This window comes from Thioclava sp. F1Mire-8, from assembly GCF_002213165.1.
In the GTDB taxonomy this organism is placed as follows: domain Bacteria; phylum Pseudomonadota; class Alphaproteobacteria; order Rhodobacterales; family Rhodobacteraceae; genus Thioclava; species Thioclava nitratireducens.
Window position 1 is genome coordinate 531,494 of the sequence record NZ_NBNY01000002.1, and the last position, 18,917, is coordinate 550,410.

The following is an 18,917-nucleotide window of genomic DNA, read 5'->3' on the forward strand; positions in this document are numbered from 1 at the left end:
CAAAAACATTTTGTTTGAAGAATGAATTGTGGCGGGCAAATACAGGGTACGTGCTGACCCCGAGGAGACCGTCTTGCCGCTTCATTCGATCCTGCCCTGCCGTTTCGCCCGTCCGCAGCTCGCGCTTCGCGCTTACGCTCCTGGGGTCGGGTTGAGCATCGGCGTCGCAGCGCTCGCGGCGTTGGGCGGTATGGCAGAGCACGCGCTGTTCGGGGCGGAATGGCTGGACCCGTTGGTGCTGGCGATCCTGATTGGGGCGGTGGTGCGCTCCCTCTGGGCTCCGCCTGCACGTTTCGAGGCCGGTATCCGCTTCTCGGCCAAGACGGTGCTGGAGATCGCGATCGTGCTGCTCGGCGCCTCGGTGAGCGCACAGACCCTGTTGTCGGTCGGTCCGGGCTTGCTGGCCGGGATTGTCGCCGTGGTCGCGCTCATGGTGCCCACCGCATATCTGCTGGGGCGGGCCTTGCGCCTGCCGGCCCGGATGGCATTGCTGATCGCCTGCGGCAACGGTATCTGCGGCAATTCCGCCATCGCCGCCGTCGCCCCGGTGATCGACGCAGACAGCGACGATGTCAGTGCCGCGATCGCGTTCACCGCCGTGCTCGGCGTGGCGGTGGTTCTGTTGCTGCCGGTCGTCGGCCATGTGGCGGGAATGAGCGTCAACGGTTACGGGATCCTGTCGGGGATCACCGTCTATGCGGTGCCGCAAGTTCTGGCTGCAGCGGCGCCGATGGGGGCCGGGGCGATCCAGCTCGGCACGCTGGTGAAGCTGGTGCGGGTCCTGATGCTGGGGCCGATCACCGTGGTACTGTCGTTTCTCGCGCCGCACTTGCCGGCGGATGGACGCACTGCCGCGCCGGAAGGGCGTGTGCGGCGTGGACTCATGCCGCCGCTTTTCATCCTCGGGTTTCTCGGGATGATCGTGCTGCGCTCTGCCGGGGCGCTGCCGGAAGTCGCGCTGGCGCCGATGGGGCAGGGGGCGTCGATCCTGACGGTGATCGCGATGGCAGCGCTGGGGCTTGGCGTCGATGCTCGGGCGGTGGCAGCCGCCGGGCCGCGCGTGATCGCGACGGTGACGCTGTCGCTGGTGATGCTCGTGGCGGCTGGTCTCGGCCTTGTGAGCTTGCTCGCCGCCTGAGCTCCCGCGCTGGATGCACGGCCAGATCGCTCCGTTTCGCAATTTCGCACGGCCCCCTGTGCAGGGGACCCATGTTGATCCTCGCGACACAGAAGATATGTGGGATGGGACAAAACGTTAGCAGGCTAACTTTATTCCCGAGGCCCCCATGTCCGACCGTGCCGCAGAACTATCCGTGCCCAGCGAAGCCGCCCGCCGCGACCGTGCCGAGTTGACGCGCACGATGATGCTGACGGCGCGTTCGGTGCGCGCGATGTTCGACGCACAGGCGCGGGACATGGGGCTGACCTTCGCGCGGGCGCAGGCCATCCTTGCGATCTCGCGCGACGAGGGGATGAGCCAGCGGCAACTGGCGGAAACGCTGGTGATCGAGACGCCGACGCTGAACCGCACGCTCGACGGGCTGGAGAAGCTCGGCTTCGTGGAGCGGCGCGCCGATCCCAAGGACAAACGCGTCCGCCAGATTTTCCTGACCGATCACGCCCGTGCGAACGCCTCCGAGATCGAGACTTTCGTCGAGGCGCTGCGCGCGCAGCTCTACGAAGGACTCGACGCGGACGAGGTCGCCCGCGCCCGCAAGACGATGGAGCGGATGCAGGCCAACCTCGAAAGGATGCGCGGCCAATGAATTCCCAGATTCGCAATCTCAACGGCCCGGATGCGCGTCCGACGGCCGCCGAACCGGTATCGCCGGACGAGCGGACGCTGCGCGAGCGCGCGCGGTCTGAAGAGGCGGAGACGCGACCCGCAACCGAGGCCGCCGCAGAGCGTGAAGTCAAGCAAGACGAAGCCACAGCGGCAGAGATCGCAGAGCCGGACGTCGCACCGCAGCCCGCCGCTCCGCCAGAGCCCGACCATTCCGGTGCAAAGCGGGTCGTCTATGCCAGCGCAGCCGTTTTCGTGGCGCTGTCGCAATCGCTCGCGACCGGTTTCGTCTCGGCCAACTTGCCGCAGCTGGCGGGCGATCTTCACGCCACCACGAACAACACCTATTGGGTGATGGCGGCCTTCATGGCGCCGCGCGCCTCTATGCCGCTGATGCTGATCCGTATCCGCGACCAGTTCGGTCTGCGGCGCTTCGCCGAGGTGGGGATCGTTTGCTTCGTGCTGGCGATGGTGCTGAATCTCTGGGTCGACGACCTGCATTCCGCAGTGATCGTGGCGTTCCTGAGTGGCTGCGCCGCCGCGCCGCTGTCGAGCCTCGGCTTTCTCTACATGCTGGAGGCCATACCCGCTGCACAGCGTCTGAAGGTGGCTATCCCCGCCGTTCTGACGATGATCATGGTGGGCAGGCCTCTGGCGCGGGTGCTGCTGCCGGACCTCACCGCGAATGCCAGTTGGCACGCGGTGAGCCTTTTCCAGATGGGCATGGCGCTGGTGGCGCTGGCGCTGATTTTCGCGCTGCCGCTGACGCCGCGCCCTCTGCAAAAGGTGCTCAAACCGCTCGATTTCGTCTCCTTCAGCCTGCTCGCGTTCGGGTTCGGGGCGTTCACCAGCGTCTTCATGTTCGGGGCGCTAGATTACTGGACGCAGACCGAATGGTTGGGCGTGGCGCTCGTGGCGGCCATCGGGATGGTCGCGGGCGCGGTGCTGATCGAGATGCAGCGCCCCAATCCGCTGATTGATTTCCACTGGCTGCTGAGCCCGCCAATCCTGCATCTGGCGGGAACGCTTCTAGTGTTCCGCATCGCGCTCGCCGAGCAGAGCGCGGGCGCGGTCGGCTTCCTGCGCACCATGGGGCTTCAGCCCGGGCAGGAGCAGTTGCTGTTTGGGATCATCGCGCTGTCGATGCTCGCCGCGACCGGCGTGCTGATGCTGACCAATAGCGGGGCGCGTGCGCCGCTGTTTCACGGCATCGCACTGGTTCTGATCGCGGCTGGAGCGTGGCTCGATTCGCAATCGACCGCGCTCACCGGGCCCGAGCAGATGTATCTCAGCCAGGCGATGATCGGTTTCGCGGGCATCCTGTTTCTGCCGCCCGCGATGGCGAAAGGGCTGGGGGCGGCCTTCGCGAAGGGGCCGCATTACCTGCTGAGCTTCGTCGTGCTGTTCCTGGCCACGCAATCCATCGGCGGGGTCATCGGCTCCGGCCTGTTCCGCTCGCTGGTGGTCGACCGCACCGCCTATCACATGGCGCAGCTTTCGCCGCAGATTTCGCCCGACAATCCGATGTTGAGCCAGACCCTCGCGCAGAGTGCTGCTTCGCTTGGTGGCCAGACCGCGGATGCGGGCGCACGGGCCGGGGGCGCGCTGTCCTCCGTCGCCTCCGCGGTGCAGCAGCAGGCCGCGATCCTCGCTTATGACGATGCGTTCCGCGCGGTCTTCTGGTTCGCGCTGGCGGCGCTCGCCGGGCTGATCGTCCATGTCGCATTGCACCGAAGCTGGCCGCTCCCGCGCCTTACGCCCTCCACCCCTGTTTCCACGAGTTGATCCGATGTCTCAGACCCGCCGCTATATTGCTTCTGCCCTGATCCTTTTGATCGCGCTCGCCGGTGTCGCGACCGTGCTCTATGCATGGCGCCTTCCGCCTTTCCGTTCCGACGTCGCATGGACCGACAATGCCTATCTGCAGGGCAAGGTCACGCCGATCTCCGCGCAGGTCGCGGCCGAAGTCACGGCGGTGCCTGTCAGCGACTTCGAGGAGGTCAAGAAGGGCGATGTGCTGGTGCGGCTGGACGATCGCGCGTTGAAAGCGGCGGTGGAACAGGCGCAGGCCGCGCTTGAGACGGCGAAGGCCGCGCAATCCAACGGGGCGCAGGCGGTGAACTCGGCCAAGGCGACGCTGGAGGCGAAACAGGCCGCGCTCGCCTCGGCGAAAGCGGCCCAAGCCACGGCGCAGACCGCGCGCGATCGGGCCTCGAAGCTGACGAAGAAAAGCTATGTCTCGCAATCGGATGCCGATCAGGCGCAGCTTACGCTCGATCAGGCGAAGGCGGGCGTGCAAGAGGCGCAAAGCGCCATCGATGTGGCCCAACAAGCGGTTCAGACGGCGGAATTGAACAAACGCTCGCTCGCCGCGAAGACCGATGCCGCGCAGGCGTCGCTGGATGCGGCGCAGGTGGCGCTCGATCATGCGGTGATCCGTGCGCCCCAGGATGGGCGACTGGGTCAGGTTTCGGCTCGGGTCGGCAAGTTTGTCAGCGCCGGGAGCACGCTGGTTTCGCTCGTGCCCTCCGACCTCTGGCTGATCGCGAATTACAAGGAGACCCAGCTGGCAGGGCTGCGCATCGGTGAGCCGGTGACTTTCACCGTCGACGCTCTGGGGAAGACCGAGTTCAGAGGCCATATCGAACGGTTCTCGCCTGCCACGGCAGGGCAGTTCAGCCTGCTGTCGGGCTCCAATGCGACCGGCAACTTCACCAAGATCGCGCAGCGCGTGCCGGTGCGCATCTCGATTGACCCGGATCAGCCGCAGACTGCGAGACTGGCCCCGGGACTGTCGGCCGAGGTCAGCGCGCCGCAGCACGGATACTGACCTTGCGACAGCTATGCGGAAGATGCAGCGCGGCTATGTCGAATAAGCTATTTCTGCGCCGCAGCATCTGTGCGAAAACAATCCCAACGCAGCGGGCAATTCGCTGCACCAGTTCCTGAGGCTCTCTCCTCCTCCCAGAGCCTCGGAAATTGGCGGTGGCCTCTCTCCTCCTCCCTGAGGTCACCGCCTCCTCCTCCCCCCCGATGACTGACGTGGGCCGCTTAACCGCGGTATTTCCTGTGTGGGAAGCGCTTGACGGTGGCCTGTGTCATGCGGGCTGCGTCGCGGGCTTACTTGACCGCGACGAGACGCTCATAGCTCGAGGGCGCATTGGTGCTGTTGATCACCTCGATCACATGATCGCCCGACTGGAAAAGCTGACCGCGGTAATCCTTGCTCTTCGTCATGTCGCCCAAGAGAGGGCTCTTGTCGGGGTTGTAGATTCGGTAGGTGAGGGGGGCTTCCTGCACCATCACCCGAAGGTTCAGATACTGCCCGTCCCGCGCGTTGAGCAGGTAACGGCGCGATTTCCCGGGCTGGAGACCCCCGTGAAGTCGCGCATCCGAACTGCCTGAGGCGAAACGCACGCGTTCCTGACCTGAGCCTGTCACTATCTTCGGTTTCGGACTCGGGGCGGCCTCCGCTCGAGTCGGTGTCCCGGTGCCTTCGATCAAATACTCTCCCGCAGCCCAGCCCTCGAAGCCAGGATCGGCGAGCGTCGCAACTTGGCACCAACGGCGCCCCTCTGCCATGCGACCCCCGAGATTGCGCAGATTCTGCCCATCCGCGAGGCGGGTGACGATGCTTGCCCTGGTCGACGGGGCCGAGCGCATGTTCAGGGTCGCGACGTCGTTGATCGGATCGGGTGAACCCACCCGTGATGATCGCCTCGTCCCCAAGCCCCTTGCCGGGCGCGCGAGAGGGGGCGTTCACGATGACAGGGTACCGGTTCGTGCTTAACCAGGATCGCGACCGTCGCGACGATTGGGCCGAGAAGCTCCTGTCCCTCTATCGCGACATCGACGGGTTCCTGCTCGAGCACAGCCCCGAAGGGCCGTACCTGTTCGATGAGTTCGGGCTTGTCGAGACCGTATCCACTCCGATGTTCAAGAGGTTCTGGTTCCTCGACTATTACGAAGGTTTTCAGTTGCCCGAGGGTGTCGGGTATGACCGGGGCCGCGTGTGGCGGGAAGCCTGCATGGCCCACGAGGCGACGGAGCAGGTGAGCCGCGAAGAGATCGTCAAACTCTATTACGACTACGCGCACGGAGCAGGGAATGGGGCGCTCCTCGACGGGTGGTCGGTCTCGAGCTTCATCTTCACCCCGCCTTGGCAGGACCGGCCGTGGCCGCCGCGCGACAAGTATTCCGGCGCCGCAAGTGACGAGGCGCTCGGCCTCGTGGCCTGAACGCTTCGGAGTGACGGAGGGCACCGAAACTCCTTCGTTTCCTAGCTGTAGCCATCCCTTTTGGCACTCCTTGGGTCCCGCACTCGAAAAAGACGTTTGACAAAAAATTGGAACGTTCCTATTAATTTTGGAACGTTCCTAAAATTGTTTTGGCGAACGTGCGGTTGAACAGGGAGAAGCGGACTATGGGCACGATTGTCAGTGCGTCGGAAGCGGTAGGGAAGATTGCGGATGGTGCTGTCATCACGGTTTCCTCGTCTTCGGCGTTGGGGTGTCCCGACTCCGTGCTCAAGGCGATCGGCGAGCGCTTCGATCGGGAGCAGCATCCGAAAAACATCACCACGATCCACCCGATCGCCGCGGGGGACATGTACGGGGTGAAGGGCATCGACCACATCGCGAAGGATGGTCTGCTCGATACCGTTCTGGCAGGATCCTACCCGTCGGGCTCCTCGAACCTGCCGATGCCGGAAATCTGGAAGATGGTCGTTGAGGATCGGGTGGCAGCCTATAACGTGCCCTCCGGCATCCTGTTCGATATGCATCGCGAGGCGGCGGCGCGCCGTCCGGGCGTGATGACCAAGGTCGGCTTGAAGACCTTCGTCGACCCCGAACGCGAGGGCTGTGCGATGAACGATCGTGCAGCAGGTGCGCCTATCGTGCGCCGTGTGGAATTCGACGGCGATACATGGCTGCACTTTCCGAACATCTACCCCGACGTCTGCATCCTGCGCGCCACCACCGCGGATGAGCGCGGCAATCTGACCTATGAGCACGAGGGGGCCTATCTCGGCGGGCTCGAGCAGGCGATTGCCGTCCGCAACAATGGCGGGCTTGTGATCGCGCAGGTGGAGCGCGTCACGGCTGCGGGCTCCCTGCGCCCCCACGATGTCCGGGTGCCGGGGCATCTTGTGGACTGCGTGGTCGTGGACGAGGATCAGAAACAAACCTGCGAGACGCCCTACGATCCGGCGATCTCGGGGCAAGTGATGCGTCCGTGGTCGAGCTTCGAATTGGCCGAACATGGCATCGAGAAGGTCATCGCACGGCGCGCGGCAATGGAGCTTCGCGGCGGCATGACCGCCAATCTCGGTTTCGGGATTTCGGCGATGGTGCCGCGCATCCTGCTCGAAGAGGGCCACCATGATGCGGTCACCTGGGCGATCGAACAAGGCGCAGTGGGCGGGATGCCCTTGACCGGATTTGCCTTCGGCTGTGCGTCGAACGCCGATGGCTACGTGCCCTCGCCGCAGCAATTCATCTATTTCCAGGGCGCCGGGTTCGACATGTCCTTCCTGTCCTTCCTCGAGGTCGATGTGCAGGGGAATGTGAATGTCTCCAAGCTCGGCAAGAAACCTTACCTCACCGCAGGCTGCGGCGGCTTCGTCGATATCACCGCCCATGCGCGCAAGATCGTCTTCTCGGGCTGGTTCGAGGCAGGCGCGCAGATGGAGATGGACGAGGCTGGCATTCGCGTCCGCGCACCCGGCAAGTTCACCAAGATGGTCGACCGAGTCGAACATGTGACCTTCTCCGGGGAGCGTGCGCGAGAGCAGGGGCAGGAGGTGCTCTATATCACCGAGCGCTGCGTGATGCGGCTCGATGCCAAGGGGCTCATCGCCACCGAAATCATGCCGGGGATCGATCCTGAGCGCGATATCGTTGGCGCTTCCGAGGGGCGTGTGCGCGTGGCGGAGAATGCCGTCACCATGTCCACGAAGCTTCTCGCCGACGCCCCGATGGGGTGGACGCCATGAGTGACATTCACCTGATCATCGACGGCGCGGTGGCAGAGCTGCGTCTCGACAACCCGGCGAAGATGAACGCCCTCACGGTCGAGATGCTGAGCGCGCTCGAGGCGCATCTCGATCGGATCGAAAGAGACGTCGAGATTCGCTGCGTGCTGGTGAGCGCCGAGGGCGACCGGGCCTTCTGCACCGGGGCGGATATCAACGGATGGGGCGATCTGAGCCCGGCCGAGTTCGCGCGGCATTGGGTCCGCGACGGACACCGGATTTTCGACCGGCTCGCGCGCCTCTCGAAGCCGACGATTGCGGTGCTGAACGGACACGCCTTCGGGGGCGGTCTCGAACTTGCCGCAGCCTGCGACCTTCGGGTCATGGCACCCGGCGCCAGCCTTGCCCTCCCGGAAGCTGGCGTCGGGATCGTTCCCGGCTGGTCGGGCACGCAGCGGCTGATGCGTCTGCTGCCCGAACCAATGGTGAAGGAGATGGCGCTTTTCGGTCACCGCGTGAAGGCCGACCGGGCGCTGGCGGTCGGCTTCGTGGCCGCGGTCTCCGACGATCCGCGCGCGGCAGCGCAGACCCTGATCGACCGTGCGCTCGGGCTGTCGCCCCGCGCCGTCGAAATCACGAAATCGATGATCCATGTCGCGGCGGGCGAAGATCGTGGTGCCATGGCTGAGGCGCTCGGAAGTGCCGCCATTTCGGCCAGCGAAGATCGCGCCGAAGGGGTCACGGCTTTCCGCGAGAAACGCAAACCTAATTTTTCGGGACTTTGAACATGACCGAGCTGAACCTGATCTCTGCCGTCGATGCGGCGCTCCCCGCAGAGCCCTTCATCTGTCGTCACCTGATCGCAGGCGAGTGGCGCGACAGTGCCTCTGGCGAGACTTACGATCGGATGTCCCCGGCGCATGGTTGCCTCGTCAGCCGCGCGGCGCTGGGCGCCGAAGCCGATGCGGAAGCCGCGATCGTCGCGGCGAGCGAGGCGTTCGACAGCGGCGTCTGGAGCCGGATCTCGGGCAAGGAGCGCGCGACCGTGCTGCTGCGCGTCGCCGATCTGATCGAGGGCAATGTCGAGCGGATGGCGCTGCTGGAGACGCTCGAGAGTGGCAAGCCGATCTCGCAATCGCGCGCCGAAGTGTCGGGCGCGGCCGATCTGTGGCGCTACGCGGCGTCGTTGGCGCGCACGATGCATGGCGATAGCCACAATACGCTGGGGCCCGACATCCTCGGTGTCGTCGTCAAAGACCCAATCGGTGTCGTGTCGATGATCACGCCGTGGAACTTCCCGTTCTGGATCCTGAGCCAAAAGCTGCCCTTCGCGCTCGCCGCCGGCTGCACCACGGTAATCAAACCGTCCGAGCTGACGCCGTCGACCACGGTGATGCTCGGGGAGCTGTTGGTCGAGGCAGGGATGCCGCCGGGCGTCGTGAATATCGTTCTGGGCTACGGGGCGTCCGTGGGCAGCTTGATGACGACGCATGAGGCGGTTGACATGGTAACATTCACCGGCTCGACCGCGGTCGGCAAGGCGATCTCGGCGGCCGCGTCGAGCACGTTGAAAAAGGTCGCACTGGAGCTGGGCGGGAAGAATCCGCAGGTCGTGTTCCCCGATGCCGATATCGAGAGCGCAGCCGACGCGATCACCTTCGGCGTCTATTTCAATACCGGGCAATGCTGCAATTCGAGCAGCCGGATCATCGTCCATGAAGATATCGTGGATGAGGTGGTCGAGCGCGTCGTGGAGCTGTCGAAGCGCGTGGCCTTCGGCGATCCGCTTGACCCGCGCACGCAGGTCGGGGCGATCATCTCCGTCCAGCATCAAGGCAAGATCGACGACTACGTCCGCGCCGCGGTCACCGAGGGGGCCGAGATCGCGCTGGGGGGCGGGCCGATGACCGTGCCGGGGCTCGAGGGGCAATTCTATCAGCCGACAGTCGTGCGCGGCGTTTCGCCGGAGATGGCGATCGCCCGAGAAGAGGTGTTCGGGCCGGTTCTCTCGGTGCTGACCTTCCGCACGATGGACGAAGCTGTAGCGCTAACGAACGACGCAAGCTACGGTCTGTCTGCGGGCGTTTGGAGCGAGAACGTCCACACCTGTCTCGAGTTCTCGACTCGGGCGCAGGCGGGGACCGTCTGGACGAATACTTGGATGGACGGCTTTCCGGAATTGAGCTTCGGCGGAGTCAAGCAATCCGGTCAGGGGAGAGAGATCGGACGCTATGGCCTGGAGGAGTTCTTCGAGATCAAGACGCTCGTGATGCGCATCGGTCGCACGCGGGAGCCTTGGGTGAGACCCGAATGACCTGAAGGGTCGCGCGGGAGGGATGTGTAACGACAACGCAACAGGGAGGAAAATCAATGCGTAGTTACATCGGACGGACACTGAAAATGGCGAGCGTTCTGGCGCTCGTCGCAGGGTCGGCGCAAGCGAAGGATGTGGAGGTCCTTCACTGGTGGACGTCGGGCGGCGAGGCGGCCGCTCTCAACGTTCTCAAGGACGATCTGCAGAAGGAGGGGATCGGCTGGAAGGACATGCCCGTCGCCGGTGGCGGCGGCCAGAGCGCGATGACGGTGCTGCGTGCGCGCGTCACCTCCGGTGATCCGCCGACCGCGGTCCAGATGCTCGGCTTCGACATCTCCGACTGGGCACAGCAGGGCGCTTTGGCCCAGCTCGACAAGGTGGCGGCCGATGGCAACTGGGATGCCGTCGTTCCCGAGGCGCTCCAGAAGTTCTCGAAATACGACGGTCACTGGGTCGCGGTTCCGGTGAACGTGCACTCGACCAACTGGGTCTGGTCGAACAAGAAGATGCTTGCCGATCTGGGGATCGAAGAGCCGAAGACCTGGGATGAGTTCATCGCTGCGATGCAGAAGGTGAAGGATTCCGGGAAGATCGCGCTCGCCGCTGGTGGCCAGCCCTGGCAGGAAGCGACGATGTTCGATGGCGTCGTGCTCTCGGTCGGTGGCCCCGACTTCTATAAGAAGGCCTTCATCGATCTCGATCCCGACGCGCTCGGCGGTCCGCAGATGGTCGAATCCTTCAAGCGCATGGAGCAGCTCCACAGCTTCGTCGACCCGAACTTCTCGGGCCGCGACTGGAACCTCGCGACCGCGATGGTCATCAATGGCGAGGCCGCCTTCCAGATGATGGGCGACTGGGCCAAGGGTGAATTCCTGCGGGCCGGCAAAGAGGCCGAGGTCGATTTCGGCTGCTTCCGGACCCCGGGCACCGCGGACGATGTGACCTTCAACGCCGACCAGTTCGCGATGTTCAAGGTGGGCGAGGACGCACAGGCCGCACAGGACGCAATGGCGAAAGCCGTGATGTCGCCCTCGTTCCAGATCGCCTTCAACACGGTGAAAGGCTCTGTTCCCTCGCGCACCGACGTGTCGGACGAAGAGTTCGACGCTTGCGGCAAGAAGGCGATGGCTCAGCTGAAATCGGCGAGCCAGAACGGCACGCTTCTGGGCTCTATGGCGCATGGCCATGCTGACCCGGCTTCGGTGAAGAACGCGATCTATGACGTGGTGACGGCGAATTTCAACGGCGACTATGACGCCGAGACCGCCGCCAAGGAACTCGTCAAGGCCGTGTCGCTGGCCCAGTAAAAGGCCCTCGGGCCGGTCTCTGAGACCGGCCCGTACGTCACCGATCCGTCTCATTTCCCTAAAGGAGAGAGCAATGGCCCGTCCGGTCCAGTCAGACTTGCGTACCCGGCTTCAGGAATGGATTCCCAAGATCGTTCTCGCGCCCTCTGTCGCGTCGATGCTGATCTTCGTCTACGGCTTCATCGTTTTCACCGGCTACCTGTCGTTCACGAACAGCCGAATTCTTCCAACGTTCGACCTTGTCGGGTGGCACAATTACTGGCGTCTCTTCCAATTGCCGACCTGGACGATCGCGGTGCAGAACCTCGCGATCTTCGCCTCTCTCTACATCGCGATCTGTATCGCGATCGGCCTTTCTCTCGCGATCTTTCTCGATCAGAAAATCCGCGGCGAGGGGCTTCTGCGCCCGATCTTCCTTTATCCGATGGCGCTCTCGTTCATCGTGACGGGGACGGCGTGGAAATGGCTTCTCGATCCGGGCATCGGGATCGAGCACACGCTGCATCTTTGGGGCTGGGAGAGCTTCCATTTCGGCTGGATCAAAAGCTCGTCCATGGCGATCTACACCGTGGTGATCGCCGCAGTCTGGCAAAGCTCGGGCTTCGTCATGGCAATGTTCCTCGCCGGGCTCCGCGGGATCGACAACGAGATCCTGAAAGCGGCGCAGATGGACGGCGCCTCCAACTGGAACCTCTATCGCCGCATCATCATTCCGCAGCTTCGGCCCGCGTTCCTGTCGGCCTTCGTCATCCTCGCGCATCTCGCGGTCAAATCGTATGACCTCGTGATCGCGCTGACCGGTGGCGGCCCGGGCCGGGCCACCGAGTTGCCCGCGACCTTCATGTATTCCTACACTTTCACCCGCAACGAGATGGGCGTGGGCGCAGCGTCGGCGGTTATCATGCTGATGACCATCGCCGCGATCATGATCCCCTATCTCTACGCCGAACTGAAGGAGCCGAAGTAATGTCCGGCGCCGTCGATACCGGGGTCGCGATCCGCACAAATCGCGTAACCCGCACCTTCATCTATCTTTTCCTGCTGCTGTTCGCGCTGTTCTACCTGCTGCCGCTCGCGGTGATGCTGATCAACTCGGTCAAACCTCTGAGCGAGATCACCGGCGGCAACATGATGGCGCTGCCCGATGTCTGGACTTTCGAGCCCTGGCGCGAAGCCTGGTCCTCGGCCCAGATCGGCGTGCAGCCGACCGGCCTGCGCCCCTACTTCATCAACTCGATCCTGATCGTGGTTCCGGCGGTGGCGATCTCGACCATCATGGGCGCGCTCAACGGATACGTGCTGACCAAGTGGCGGTTCCGCGGCGACACGATCCTCTTCGGGATGCTGCTGTTTTCCTGCTTCATCCCGTTCCAGATCGTGCTGATCCCGATGGCGCGGGTGCTGGGCATGATCGGGCTCGCAGGCTCGGTGCCGGGGCTGATCCTCGTCCACGTCGTCTACGGGCTTGGCTTCACGACGCTATATTTCCGCAACTATTACTCGGCCTTCCCGACCGAGCTGGTGCGCGCGGCGCAGATCGACGGGGCCGGGTTCTTCCGGATCTTCTACCGCATCCTTCTGCCGCTGTCGGGGCCGATCATCGTGGTCACGATCATCTGGCAGTTCACCAATATCTGGAACGACTTCCTGTTCGGGTCGTCCTTCGCCGGGCAGGCCAGCCAGCCGATGACCGTCGCCTTGAACAACCTCGTTCAAAGCTCGACCGGCGTGAAGGCCTACAACGTCCACTTCGCGGGTGCGATCCTTGCGGCGCTGCCCACTCTCATCGTCTACATCGTCTCGGGGCGCTTCTTCGTGCGCGGCCTGATGGCGGGCTCAGTCAAGGGGTAATGCCAATGGGTCTCCTCGATATTTCAAACGTCACCAAGTCCTACGGCGCGGTCGAAGTGCTGCACAGCGTCGACATCTCGGTCGATGAAGGTGAATTCCTCGTGCTGGTCGGCCCGTCCGGCTGCGGCAAGTCGACGCTTCTGAGCATGATCGCGGGGCTGGAAGGGATCACCTCCGGCGAGATTTCGATCAAGGGACGCACGATGAACGGTGTGCACCCGTCGAAGCGCAACATCGCGATGGTGTTCCAGTCCTACGCGCTCTACCCGAACATGACCGTCGGCCAGAACATCACCTTCGGCCTTGAGATGCACGGCACCCCCAAACCCGAACGCGAAGAGGCGATGAACCGGGTGGCGGAGATGCTGCAGATCGACAATCTGCTCGACCGCAAGCCGGGGCAGCTTTCGGGCGGTCAGCGCCAACGCGTCGCGATGGGACGTGCGCTGGTGCGGGACCCGGACGTGTTCCTCTTCGACGAACCGCTGTCGAACCTCGATGCGAAACTGCGCGTCGACATGCGCACCGAGATCAAGAAGCTGCACCAGAGCCTTGGCACCACGATCGTCTACGTGACCCACGATCAGATCGAGGCGATGACGCTCTCGACCCGGATCGCGGTGATGAACAAGGGCTATGTGCAGCAGCTCGGCACGCCGAAGGAAATCTACGACACGCCGTCGAATGTGTTCGTGGCGACCTTCATGGGCAGCCCCGCGATGAACGTGGTTCCGGCGCGGATCGTGGTGAAGGACGGTGCGCCCCACGCGGCCGTGACGGGCCATGACGGGGGGGAGCAACTGCTCCGCTTCCCGCAAGCCAATCTCGCCCAGTGGGACGAGCGCGAGATCCTTCTCGGCATCCGACCGGAGACGATTACGGATCCGGAGGGCGCGGATCGCAACGCCGCCCATATAGCGCCGCTGCGCAATCATATCGGCGTAACCGAACCTGCCGGGTCGGACACCTTCGTGACCATGACGCTAGGCGGGCGCGACGCCATCGCCCGGATGCGGGCCGATGTGACCGTGCGGGCGGGCGAGGTCTTCGATTTCGCCGTCAACATGGACAAGGCGGTGGCCTTCGATCCCAAGACGGAAGAGCGCATCCAGCCATGAGCGATGCCGACGTCATCATCATCGGTTCGGGCATGGGCGGTGCCACCACGGCGGCGGCGCTGGCCGGGACGGGACGGCGCGTGCTGGTGCTCGAGCGTGGCGAACGCCTGCCCGACACGCCGGATGCGCGCGATCCCGACGCGATCTTCGCGCGCGGTCATTACCGGCCCGAGGAAACCTGGCTCGATGGCGATGGCGTGCCGTTCAGCCCCGGCAATTACTACAATGTCGGCGGCAATTCGAAGTTCTACGGCGCCGTTCTGATGCGCTATCGCAAGGCGGATTTCTCGCCAGTGGAGCATCAAGGCGGGACCACGCCGGGTTGGCCGATCGCCTATGACGAGATCGAGCCGTTCTACCAGAGGGCCGAGGCGCTCTATCAGGTGCGCGGTCAGCTTGGAGAGGATCCGACGGAGCCGCGCCATTCCGGCCTCTACGCACATCCTCCGGTCCCGGACGAGCCCGATATCGCGGCGCTCCGGCGGCGGCTGAAATCGGTCGGGCTGCACCCGTCCTCCCTGCCGCTCGGGGTCGATATCGACCGTTGGCTCGCGCATGGGCAGACGCCTTGGGATGCGTTCCCCGATACCTGCGGCGGCAAGATGGATGCCGAAAGCGTCGGTCTGGCGACTGCGCTGAAATCCCAGAATGTCAAGCTGATGACGGGCGCGCGGGCGCGGCGTCTGATCGTCGATGCCGAGAACCGCATAAGCGGGGTCGAGATCGAGAAAGACGGGCAGGTCCGGACGCTCACGGCGTCGGTCGTGGTGCTCTCCGCCGGGGCGGTGCAAAGCGCGGCCCTTTTGCTGGCCTCTGCGACTGAGCGCCATCCGACCGGGCTGGCGAATGGTTCCGATCAGGTCGGGCGCAATTTCATGAACCACAATTGCTCGGCCGTGCTGGCGCTGCACCCGCTGCGCCGGAACCGCGCAATCTACCAGAAGACGCTGGCTATCAACGATTTCTACCTCTCGGGCGGGACGAACGGCGCGCCGCTAGGCAATATCCAGCTGCTCGGCAAAATCTCCGGTCCGATCCTCGCCTCGGCCTCGCCGCTGCCGCGTCCGGTGGCAAGCTGGATCGCCAACCGCTCGGTCGATCTCTACGCGATGTCTGAAGACCTGCCCAATCCCGAGAGCCGCGTGACGCTGAAGGAGGGCAAGATCCGGCTCGATTGGAAGCGCTCCAACTGGGAGACCCATCTCGAACTCGTCGACATGCTGCGCCGAAAGCTGCGCGCTGCGGGCTATCCGATCGTGCTCGCGCGGCCCTTCGACCGGCAGACCCCGTCACATCAATGCGGGACGGCGCGGATGGGTAGCGATCCGGCGTCGAGCGTCGTCGACACGTTCTGCCGCAGCCATGATCACCCGAACCTGTTCATCGCCGATGCGTCCGTCCTGCCGACCTCGGCTGCCGTGAACCCCGCCCTTACCGTCGCGGCGCTCGCCCTGCGCGCGGCCGAGCATATCGCACAGACAGAGCTCGCCGCCTGAGCCACCGGGCTGCGGCGAGAGACTTGGCCAAGGAGGCCAGCATGAAGACGACTTACGATTTCATAATTATCGGCGGCGGTTCGGCGGGCTCGGTACTGGCCGGGCGTCTCTCCGAGAACCCGTCGGCGGACGTCCTGCTGCTCGAGGCGGGCGGCAGCGATCGCCACCCGTTCTATCATCTGCCCGCGGGCTTCGCGAAGATGACCAAGGGCATCGGCAGCTGGGGCTGGGAAACGGTTCCGCAGCGACACATGCAGAACAAAGTCTTTCGCTACACCCAGGCCAAGGTGATCGGCGGCGGCTCCGCGATCAATGCTCAGGTCTATACCCGCGGCAATGCGCTCGATTACGACGAATGGCGCCAGATGGGGTGTACCGGCTGGGGCTATGAAGATGTGCTGCCCTATTTCCGCAAGGCCGAGGATAACGCGAGCATCGAGAACCGCTATCACGGCAAGGGCGGCCCGCTCGGCGTGAGCGATCCGCGCGCGCCCCTGCCGGTCTGCGAGGCCTATTTCGAAGCGGCCGCCGAGCTCGGCATTCCGCGCAATTACGACGTGAACGGTGAGAAGCAGGACGGGGTCGCCTATTACCAGCTGACCCAGCGCAATGTGCGCCGCTCCTCGGCTGCGATGGCCTATGTCGCGCCGAACCGTCACCGCGAGAACCTCACGGTGAAGCTGGGTGCGCAGGTGCGCCGGATCGTGGTCGAGAATGGCCGCGCGACCGGGGTCGAGCTTGTCGATGGCACGCGTCTACGGGCAGAAAGTGAAGTGCTGCTATGTTCTGGGGCGATCGGCTCGCCGCGGCTGCTGCAGCTGTCGGGTATCGGACCGGCGGATGAGCTGGCCTCGCTCGGGATCGATGTCGTCTTCGACCAGCCGGAGGTGGGGTCCAATCTGCAGGATCACCTCGACCTCTACTGCATCAGCGAGCTTTCCGGCCCCTACAGTTATGACCGCTATGCGAAGCCGCATTGGGCGGCGTTGGCGGGGCTGCAATATCTGTTCGGACGGAAGGGGCCGGTTGCGTCGTCTTTGTTCGAAACCGGTGGCTTCTGGTATGCCGATCCCGAGGCACGGTCGCCGGATCTGCAGTTCCATCTCGGACTCGGGACCGGCATTGAACATGGCGTGGTTTCCATGTCGCAGGGAGGTATCACGCTCAATTCCTGTTACCTGCGCCCGCGCTCGCGCGGCAGCGTCCGCCTGCAAAGCGACGATCCGGCGGTCGCGCCGTTGATCGATCCGAACTACCTGCAGGACCCGCTCGATCGCGAAATGTCCATCCGGGGACTGAAGCTGACGCAGGAAATCCTGTCACAAGCCCCGATGCGCAAATATATCCTCGCCGAGCGCCTTCCCGGTCCCGACGTCCGGACCGACGAGGACTATTTCGATTTCATCTGCACCCATTCGAAAACCTCGCATCACTGCGCAGGGACATGTCGCATGGGCGCCGATGCGGGTGCAGTCGTAGACCCGACATTGCGGTTCAACGGGATCGAGGGGCTGCGCGTCGTCGACAACTCGATTATGCCGCGTGTGATTTCGTCCAACACCAACGCTGCGGCAATCATGATCGGCGAGAAAGCCGCCGATATGATCCGCGCGTCACATGGAGGCTGACATGACAGTGCGCCACATCGTTCTCGTCAAATTCAAACCCGGGCTGAGCGAGGAAGAGATCGCACCGCTCTGGGAGGAGCTGCGCGCGATTGAAGGCAAGGTCGACGGCCTCGGTGCAATCTGCGCGGGCCGCTCCGAGAGCCCCGAGAAGATCGAGCGCGGTTACATGCATGGCTTCACCGTCGATTTCCGCGACTGGGAGGCGCTCGCCGCCTACCAGGAACATCCCGATCACCGGGCGCTCGGGGCGAGGCTCGTGGCCAACGCTCAAGGCGGGATCGACGGCATTCTTGTCTTCGATTTCGAGATCGCAACTCCGTCGCAGGGGGCGTGACATGGCGCCGAGCGACCGCAGACCGACGATCATCGACGTGGCCCGAAAGGCCGGGGTGTCGAAATCGACAGTCAGCCTCGTGATCCAGAACAGCCCCTTGGTGAAGCAGAAAACACGCGAGCAGGTGCAGGCTGCGATGGCCGAGATCGGCTATGTCTATAACCGCGCGGCAGCCAATTTGCGCAGCGCCGGGGCAGGGCTTGTCGGTCTGGTGATCAACGACCTGCGCAACCCTTTCTTCACTGAGTTCGCGACGTCGTTGCAGATGGCGCTGTCGAGCCGCGGCTACGCGGCCGTCGTGGCCAATACTGACGAAGACCCGCAGCTTCAGGCGCAGGTGGTCGAGGCGATGATCGAGCACGGCGTCTCCGCGATGATCCTCTCGCCCGCCTATGGCGACGAGGCGCTGAGCTTCGAGGCGCTTCAGCGGGCGGGCATTCCGGCGATGCAGGTGCTGCGCAAAGTCGAGATGCGGACCGAGCTTTTCCCCTTCGCCGCGCCGGACTATCCGAACGGGACGCGTATCGCGACCGAGCATCTCCTCGAACAAGGCGCGAAGCGGATCGCCTTCGTCGGTGGTCTGGAGGGCCGGGCCGTCACGCAGGAGCGCATGGCAGGGTATCTGACTGCGATAGAGAGCGCCGGGCTCGAACCCCATGTCCTGACCGGCAGTGCGAGCCGCGCTTTCGGCAGGCAGGCGGCGCATGAGCTGGCCGACGACCATCCGGAGGTGGATGGCGCGGTCTGCTTCAACGATCAGGTCGCGCTCGGGATGATTTCGGGCTGCGCCGAGATCGGGCGCAATGTCGGCCGCGATCTGCGCATCGTGGGCTTCGATGACATCGAGGAGGCAGCCCATTCCTGGCCCCCGCTCAGCTCGGTGCGCTGCGACATTGACGGCTTCGGGAAGCTTGTCGCCGAAACGATCCTCGCCTGGCTCGAGAACGACAAGGTGCCGCCGCCGGAAATCCGCACGCCGGTCTCGCTGGCCATTCGTGGCTCGAGTGGCGAGACGCCTGCGGGCTGAGACGACAGGGAGACGGGAGGCCCGCCCGTTCGGACGAAACAGAGACGAGACCGCGCAGAGAGACACCGGCGCGGACAGGAGAGGA

17 protein-coding genes are annotated in these 18,917 nt (G+C 64.3%); 16 read left to right on the forward strand and 1 reads right to left on the reverse strand.

All coding sequences use genetic code 11. The features are described from left to right. The first annotated feature begins 73 nt into the window (after window positions 1-73). The 4 genes from B6V75_RS11040 (at window position 74) to B6V75_RS11055 (ending at window position 4,613) form a co-directional block, all read left to right on the forward strand. Window positions 74-1,138, forward strand: coding sequence for a putative sulfate exporter family transporter (locus B6V75_RS11040; RefSeq protein WP_206198486.1), 1,065 nt, complete (start codon window positions 74-76; stop codon window positions 1,136-1,138). A 148-nt stretch (window positions 1,139-1,286) separates the two neighbouring features. Next, on the forward strand, window positions 1,287-1,766 hold the full coding sequence (locus B6V75_RS11045) for a MarR family transcriptional regulator (RefSeq protein ID WP_077701293.1): 480 nt from the start codon (window positions 1,287-1,289) through the stop codon (window positions 1,764-1,766). Next, a complete protein-coding gene (locus B6V75_RS11050; protein WP_088719709.1) occupies window positions 1,763-3,568 on the forward strand; it encodes an MFS transporter in 1,806 nt (601 codons plus the stop codon). The genes B6V75_RS11045 and B6V75_RS11050 overlap by 4 nt, the downstream gene beginning before the upstream one ends. Window positions 3,569-3,572: 4 nt before the next feature. Beyond that, window positions 3,573-4,613: an HlyD family secretion protein gene (locus B6V75_RS11055; RefSeq protein WP_088719710.1), complete on the forward strand. Its 1,041-nt coding sequence runs from the start codon at window positions 3,573-3,575 to the stop codon at window positions 4,611-4,613. Between the two features lie 290 nt (window positions 4,614-4,903). On the opposite strand, the gene B6V75_RS11060 is transcribed toward B6V75_RS11055, so the two are convergent. Beyond that, a complete protein-coding gene (locus B6V75_RS11060) occupies window positions 4,904-5,488 on the reverse strand; it encodes an SH3 domain-containing protein (protein ID WP_088719711.1) in 585 nt (194 codons plus the stop codon). A gap of 59 nt (window positions 5,489-5,547) precedes the next feature. Here B6V75_RS11060 and B6V75_RS11065 point away from each other — a divergent pair, with 59 nt between their 5' ends. The 12 genes from B6V75_RS11065 to B6V75_RS11120 all read left to right on the forward strand — a co-directional run bounded on the left by B6V75_RS11065 (window position 5,548) and on the right by B6V75_RS11120 (window position 18,832). Continuing rightward, window positions 5,548-6,021, forward strand: a complete 474-nt coding sequence (locus B6V75_RS11065; RefSeq protein ID WP_206198487.1) for a hypothetical protein — start codon at window positions 5,548-5,550, stop codon at window positions 6,019-6,021. A gap of 185 nt (window positions 6,022-6,206) precedes the next feature. Next, window positions 6,207-7,778, forward strand: coding sequence for a CoA-transferase (locus B6V75_RS11070; RefSeq protein ID WP_088719712.1), 1,572 nt, complete (start codon window positions 6,207-6,209; stop codon window positions 7,776-7,778). Next, window positions 7,775-8,542 (forward strand): enoyl-CoA hydratase/isomerase family protein, encoded by a 768-nt coding sequence (locus B6V75_RS11075; protein WP_088719713.1) that lies wholly within the window; start codon window positions 7,775-7,777, stop codon window positions 8,540-8,542. Before B6V75_RS11070 ends, B6V75_RS11075 begins: the two co-directional genes overlap by 4 nt. Window positions 8,543-8,544: 2 nt before the next feature. Next, window positions 8,545-10,071 carry an aldehyde dehydrogenase family protein gene (locus tag B6V75_RS11080; RefSeq protein ID WP_088719714.1) on the forward strand — a complete coding sequence of 509 codons (1,527 nt, stop codon included), beginning with the start codon at window positions 8,545-8,547 and terminating at the stop codon, window positions 10,069-10,071. 56 nt (window positions 10,072-10,127) lie between these two features. Beyond that, window positions 10,128-11,378 carry an ABC transporter substrate-binding protein gene (locus B6V75_RS11085; protein WP_075774233.1) on the forward strand — a complete coding sequence of 417 codons (1,251 nt, stop codon included), beginning with the start codon at window positions 10,128-10,130 and terminating at the stop codon, window positions 11,376-11,378. 73 nt (window positions 11,379-11,451) lie between these two features. Beyond that, a complete protein-coding gene (locus B6V75_RS11090; protein WP_075774234.1) occupies window positions 11,452-12,345 on the forward strand; it encodes a sugar ABC transporter permease in 894 nt (297 codons plus the stop codon). Further along, window positions 12,345-13,229 (forward strand): carbohydrate ABC transporter permease, encoded by an 885-nt coding sequence (locus B6V75_RS11095; protein ID WP_078541537.1) that lies wholly within the window; start codon window positions 12,345-12,347, stop codon window positions 13,227-13,229. The genes B6V75_RS11090 and B6V75_RS11095 overlap by 1 nt, the downstream gene beginning before the upstream one ends. Before the next feature lie 5 nt (window positions 13,230-13,234). Then, the gene (gene ugpC, locus B6V75_RS11100; protein WP_088719715.1) at window positions 13,235-14,347 is read left to right on the forward strand and encodes a sn-glycerol-3-phosphate ABC transporter ATP-binding protein UgpC; all 1,113 of its coding nucleotides are present in this window, start codon (window positions 13,235-13,237) and stop codon (window positions 14,345-14,347) included. Next, window positions 14,344-15,843 carry a GMC family oxidoreductase gene (locus tag B6V75_RS11105; RefSeq protein ID WP_088719716.1) on the forward strand — a complete coding sequence of 500 codons (1,500 nt, stop codon included), beginning with the start codon at window positions 14,344-14,346 and terminating at the stop codon, window positions 15,841-15,843. The genes ugpC and B6V75_RS11105 overlap by 4 nt, the downstream gene beginning before the upstream one ends. Before the next feature lie 41 nt (window positions 15,844-15,884). Beyond that, window positions 15,885-17,471 (forward strand): GMC family oxidoreductase N-terminal domain-containing protein, encoded by a 1,587-nt coding sequence (locus B6V75_RS11110; RefSeq protein WP_088719717.1) that lies wholly within the window; start codon window positions 15,885-15,887, stop codon window positions 17,469-17,471. Between the two features lies 1 nt (window position 17,472). Then, window positions 17,473-17,805, forward strand: a complete 333-nt coding sequence (locus tag B6V75_RS11115; RefSeq protein ID WP_088719718.1) for a Dabb family protein — start codon at window positions 17,473-17,475, stop codon at window positions 17,803-17,805. Window position 17,806: 1 nt separating this feature from the next. Further along, window positions 17,807-18,832 carry a LacI family DNA-binding transcriptional regulator gene (locus tag B6V75_RS11120; RefSeq protein WP_075774240.1) on the forward strand — a complete coding sequence of 342 codons (1,026 nt, stop codon included), beginning with the start codon at window positions 17,807-17,809 and terminating at the stop codon, window positions 18,830-18,832. Window positions 18,833-18,917 lie beyond the last annotated feature (85 nt).

Bases quoted from the DNA above. Each gene is read 5' to 3' on its own strand.
- B6V75_RS11045 (WP_077701293.1), top strand. From the start codon at position 1,287: ATGTCCGACCGTGCCGCAGAACTATCCGTGCCCAGCGAAGCCGCCCGC.
- B6V75_RS11050 (WP_088719709.1), top strand. From the start codon at position 1,763: ATGAATTCCCAGATTCGCAATCTCAACGGCCCGGATGCGCGTCCGACG.
- B6V75_RS11055 (WP_088719710.1), top strand. From the start codon at position 3,573: ATGTCTCAGACCCGCCGCTATATTGCTTCTGCCCTGATCCTTTTGATC.
- B6V75_RS11065 (WP_206198487.1), top strand. From the start codon at position 5,548: ATGACAGGGTACCGGTTCGTGCTTAACCAGGATCGCGACCGTCGCGAC.
- B6V75_RS11070 (WP_088719712.1), top strand. From the start codon at position 6,207: ATGGGCACGATTGTCAGTGCGTCGGAAGCGGTAGGGAAGATTGCGGAT.
- B6V75_RS11075 (WP_088719713.1), top strand. From the start codon at position 7,775: ATGAGTGACATTCACCTGATCATCGACGGCGCGGTGGCAGAGCTGCGT.
- B6V75_RS11080 (WP_088719714.1), top strand. From the start codon at position 8,545: ATGACCGAGCTGAACCTGATCTCTGCCGTCGATGCGGCGCTCCCCGCA.
- B6V75_RS11085 (WP_075774233.1), top strand. From the start codon at position 10,128: ATGCGTAGTTACATCGGACGGACACTGAAAATGGCGAGCGTTCTGGCG.
- B6V75_RS11090 (WP_075774234.1), top strand. From the start codon at position 11,452: ATGGCCCGTCCGGTCCAGTCAGACTTGCGTACCCGGCTTCAGGAATGG.
- B6V75_RS11095 (WP_078541537.1), top strand. From the start codon at position 12,345: ATGTCCGGCGCCGTCGATACCGGGGTCGCGATCCGCACAAATCGCGTA.
- ugpC (WP_088719715.1), top strand. From the start codon at position 13,235: ATGGGTCTCCTCGATATTTCAAACGTCACCAAGTCCTACGGCGCGGTC.
- B6V75_RS11105 (WP_088719716.1), top strand. From the start codon at position 14,344: ATGAGCGATGCCGACGTCATCATCATCGGTTCGGGCATGGGCGGTGCC.
- B6V75_RS11110 (WP_088719717.1), top strand. From the start codon at position 15,885: ATGAAGACGACTTACGATTTCATAATTATCGGCGGCGGTTCGGCGGGC.
- B6V75_RS11115 (WP_088719718.1), top strand. From the start codon at position 17,473: ATGACAGTGCGCCACATCGTTCTCGTCAAATTCAAACCCGGGCTGAGC.
- B6V75_RS11120 (WP_075774240.1), top strand. From the start codon at position 17,807: ATGGCGCCGAGCGACCGCAGACCGACGATCATCGACGTGGCCCGAAAG.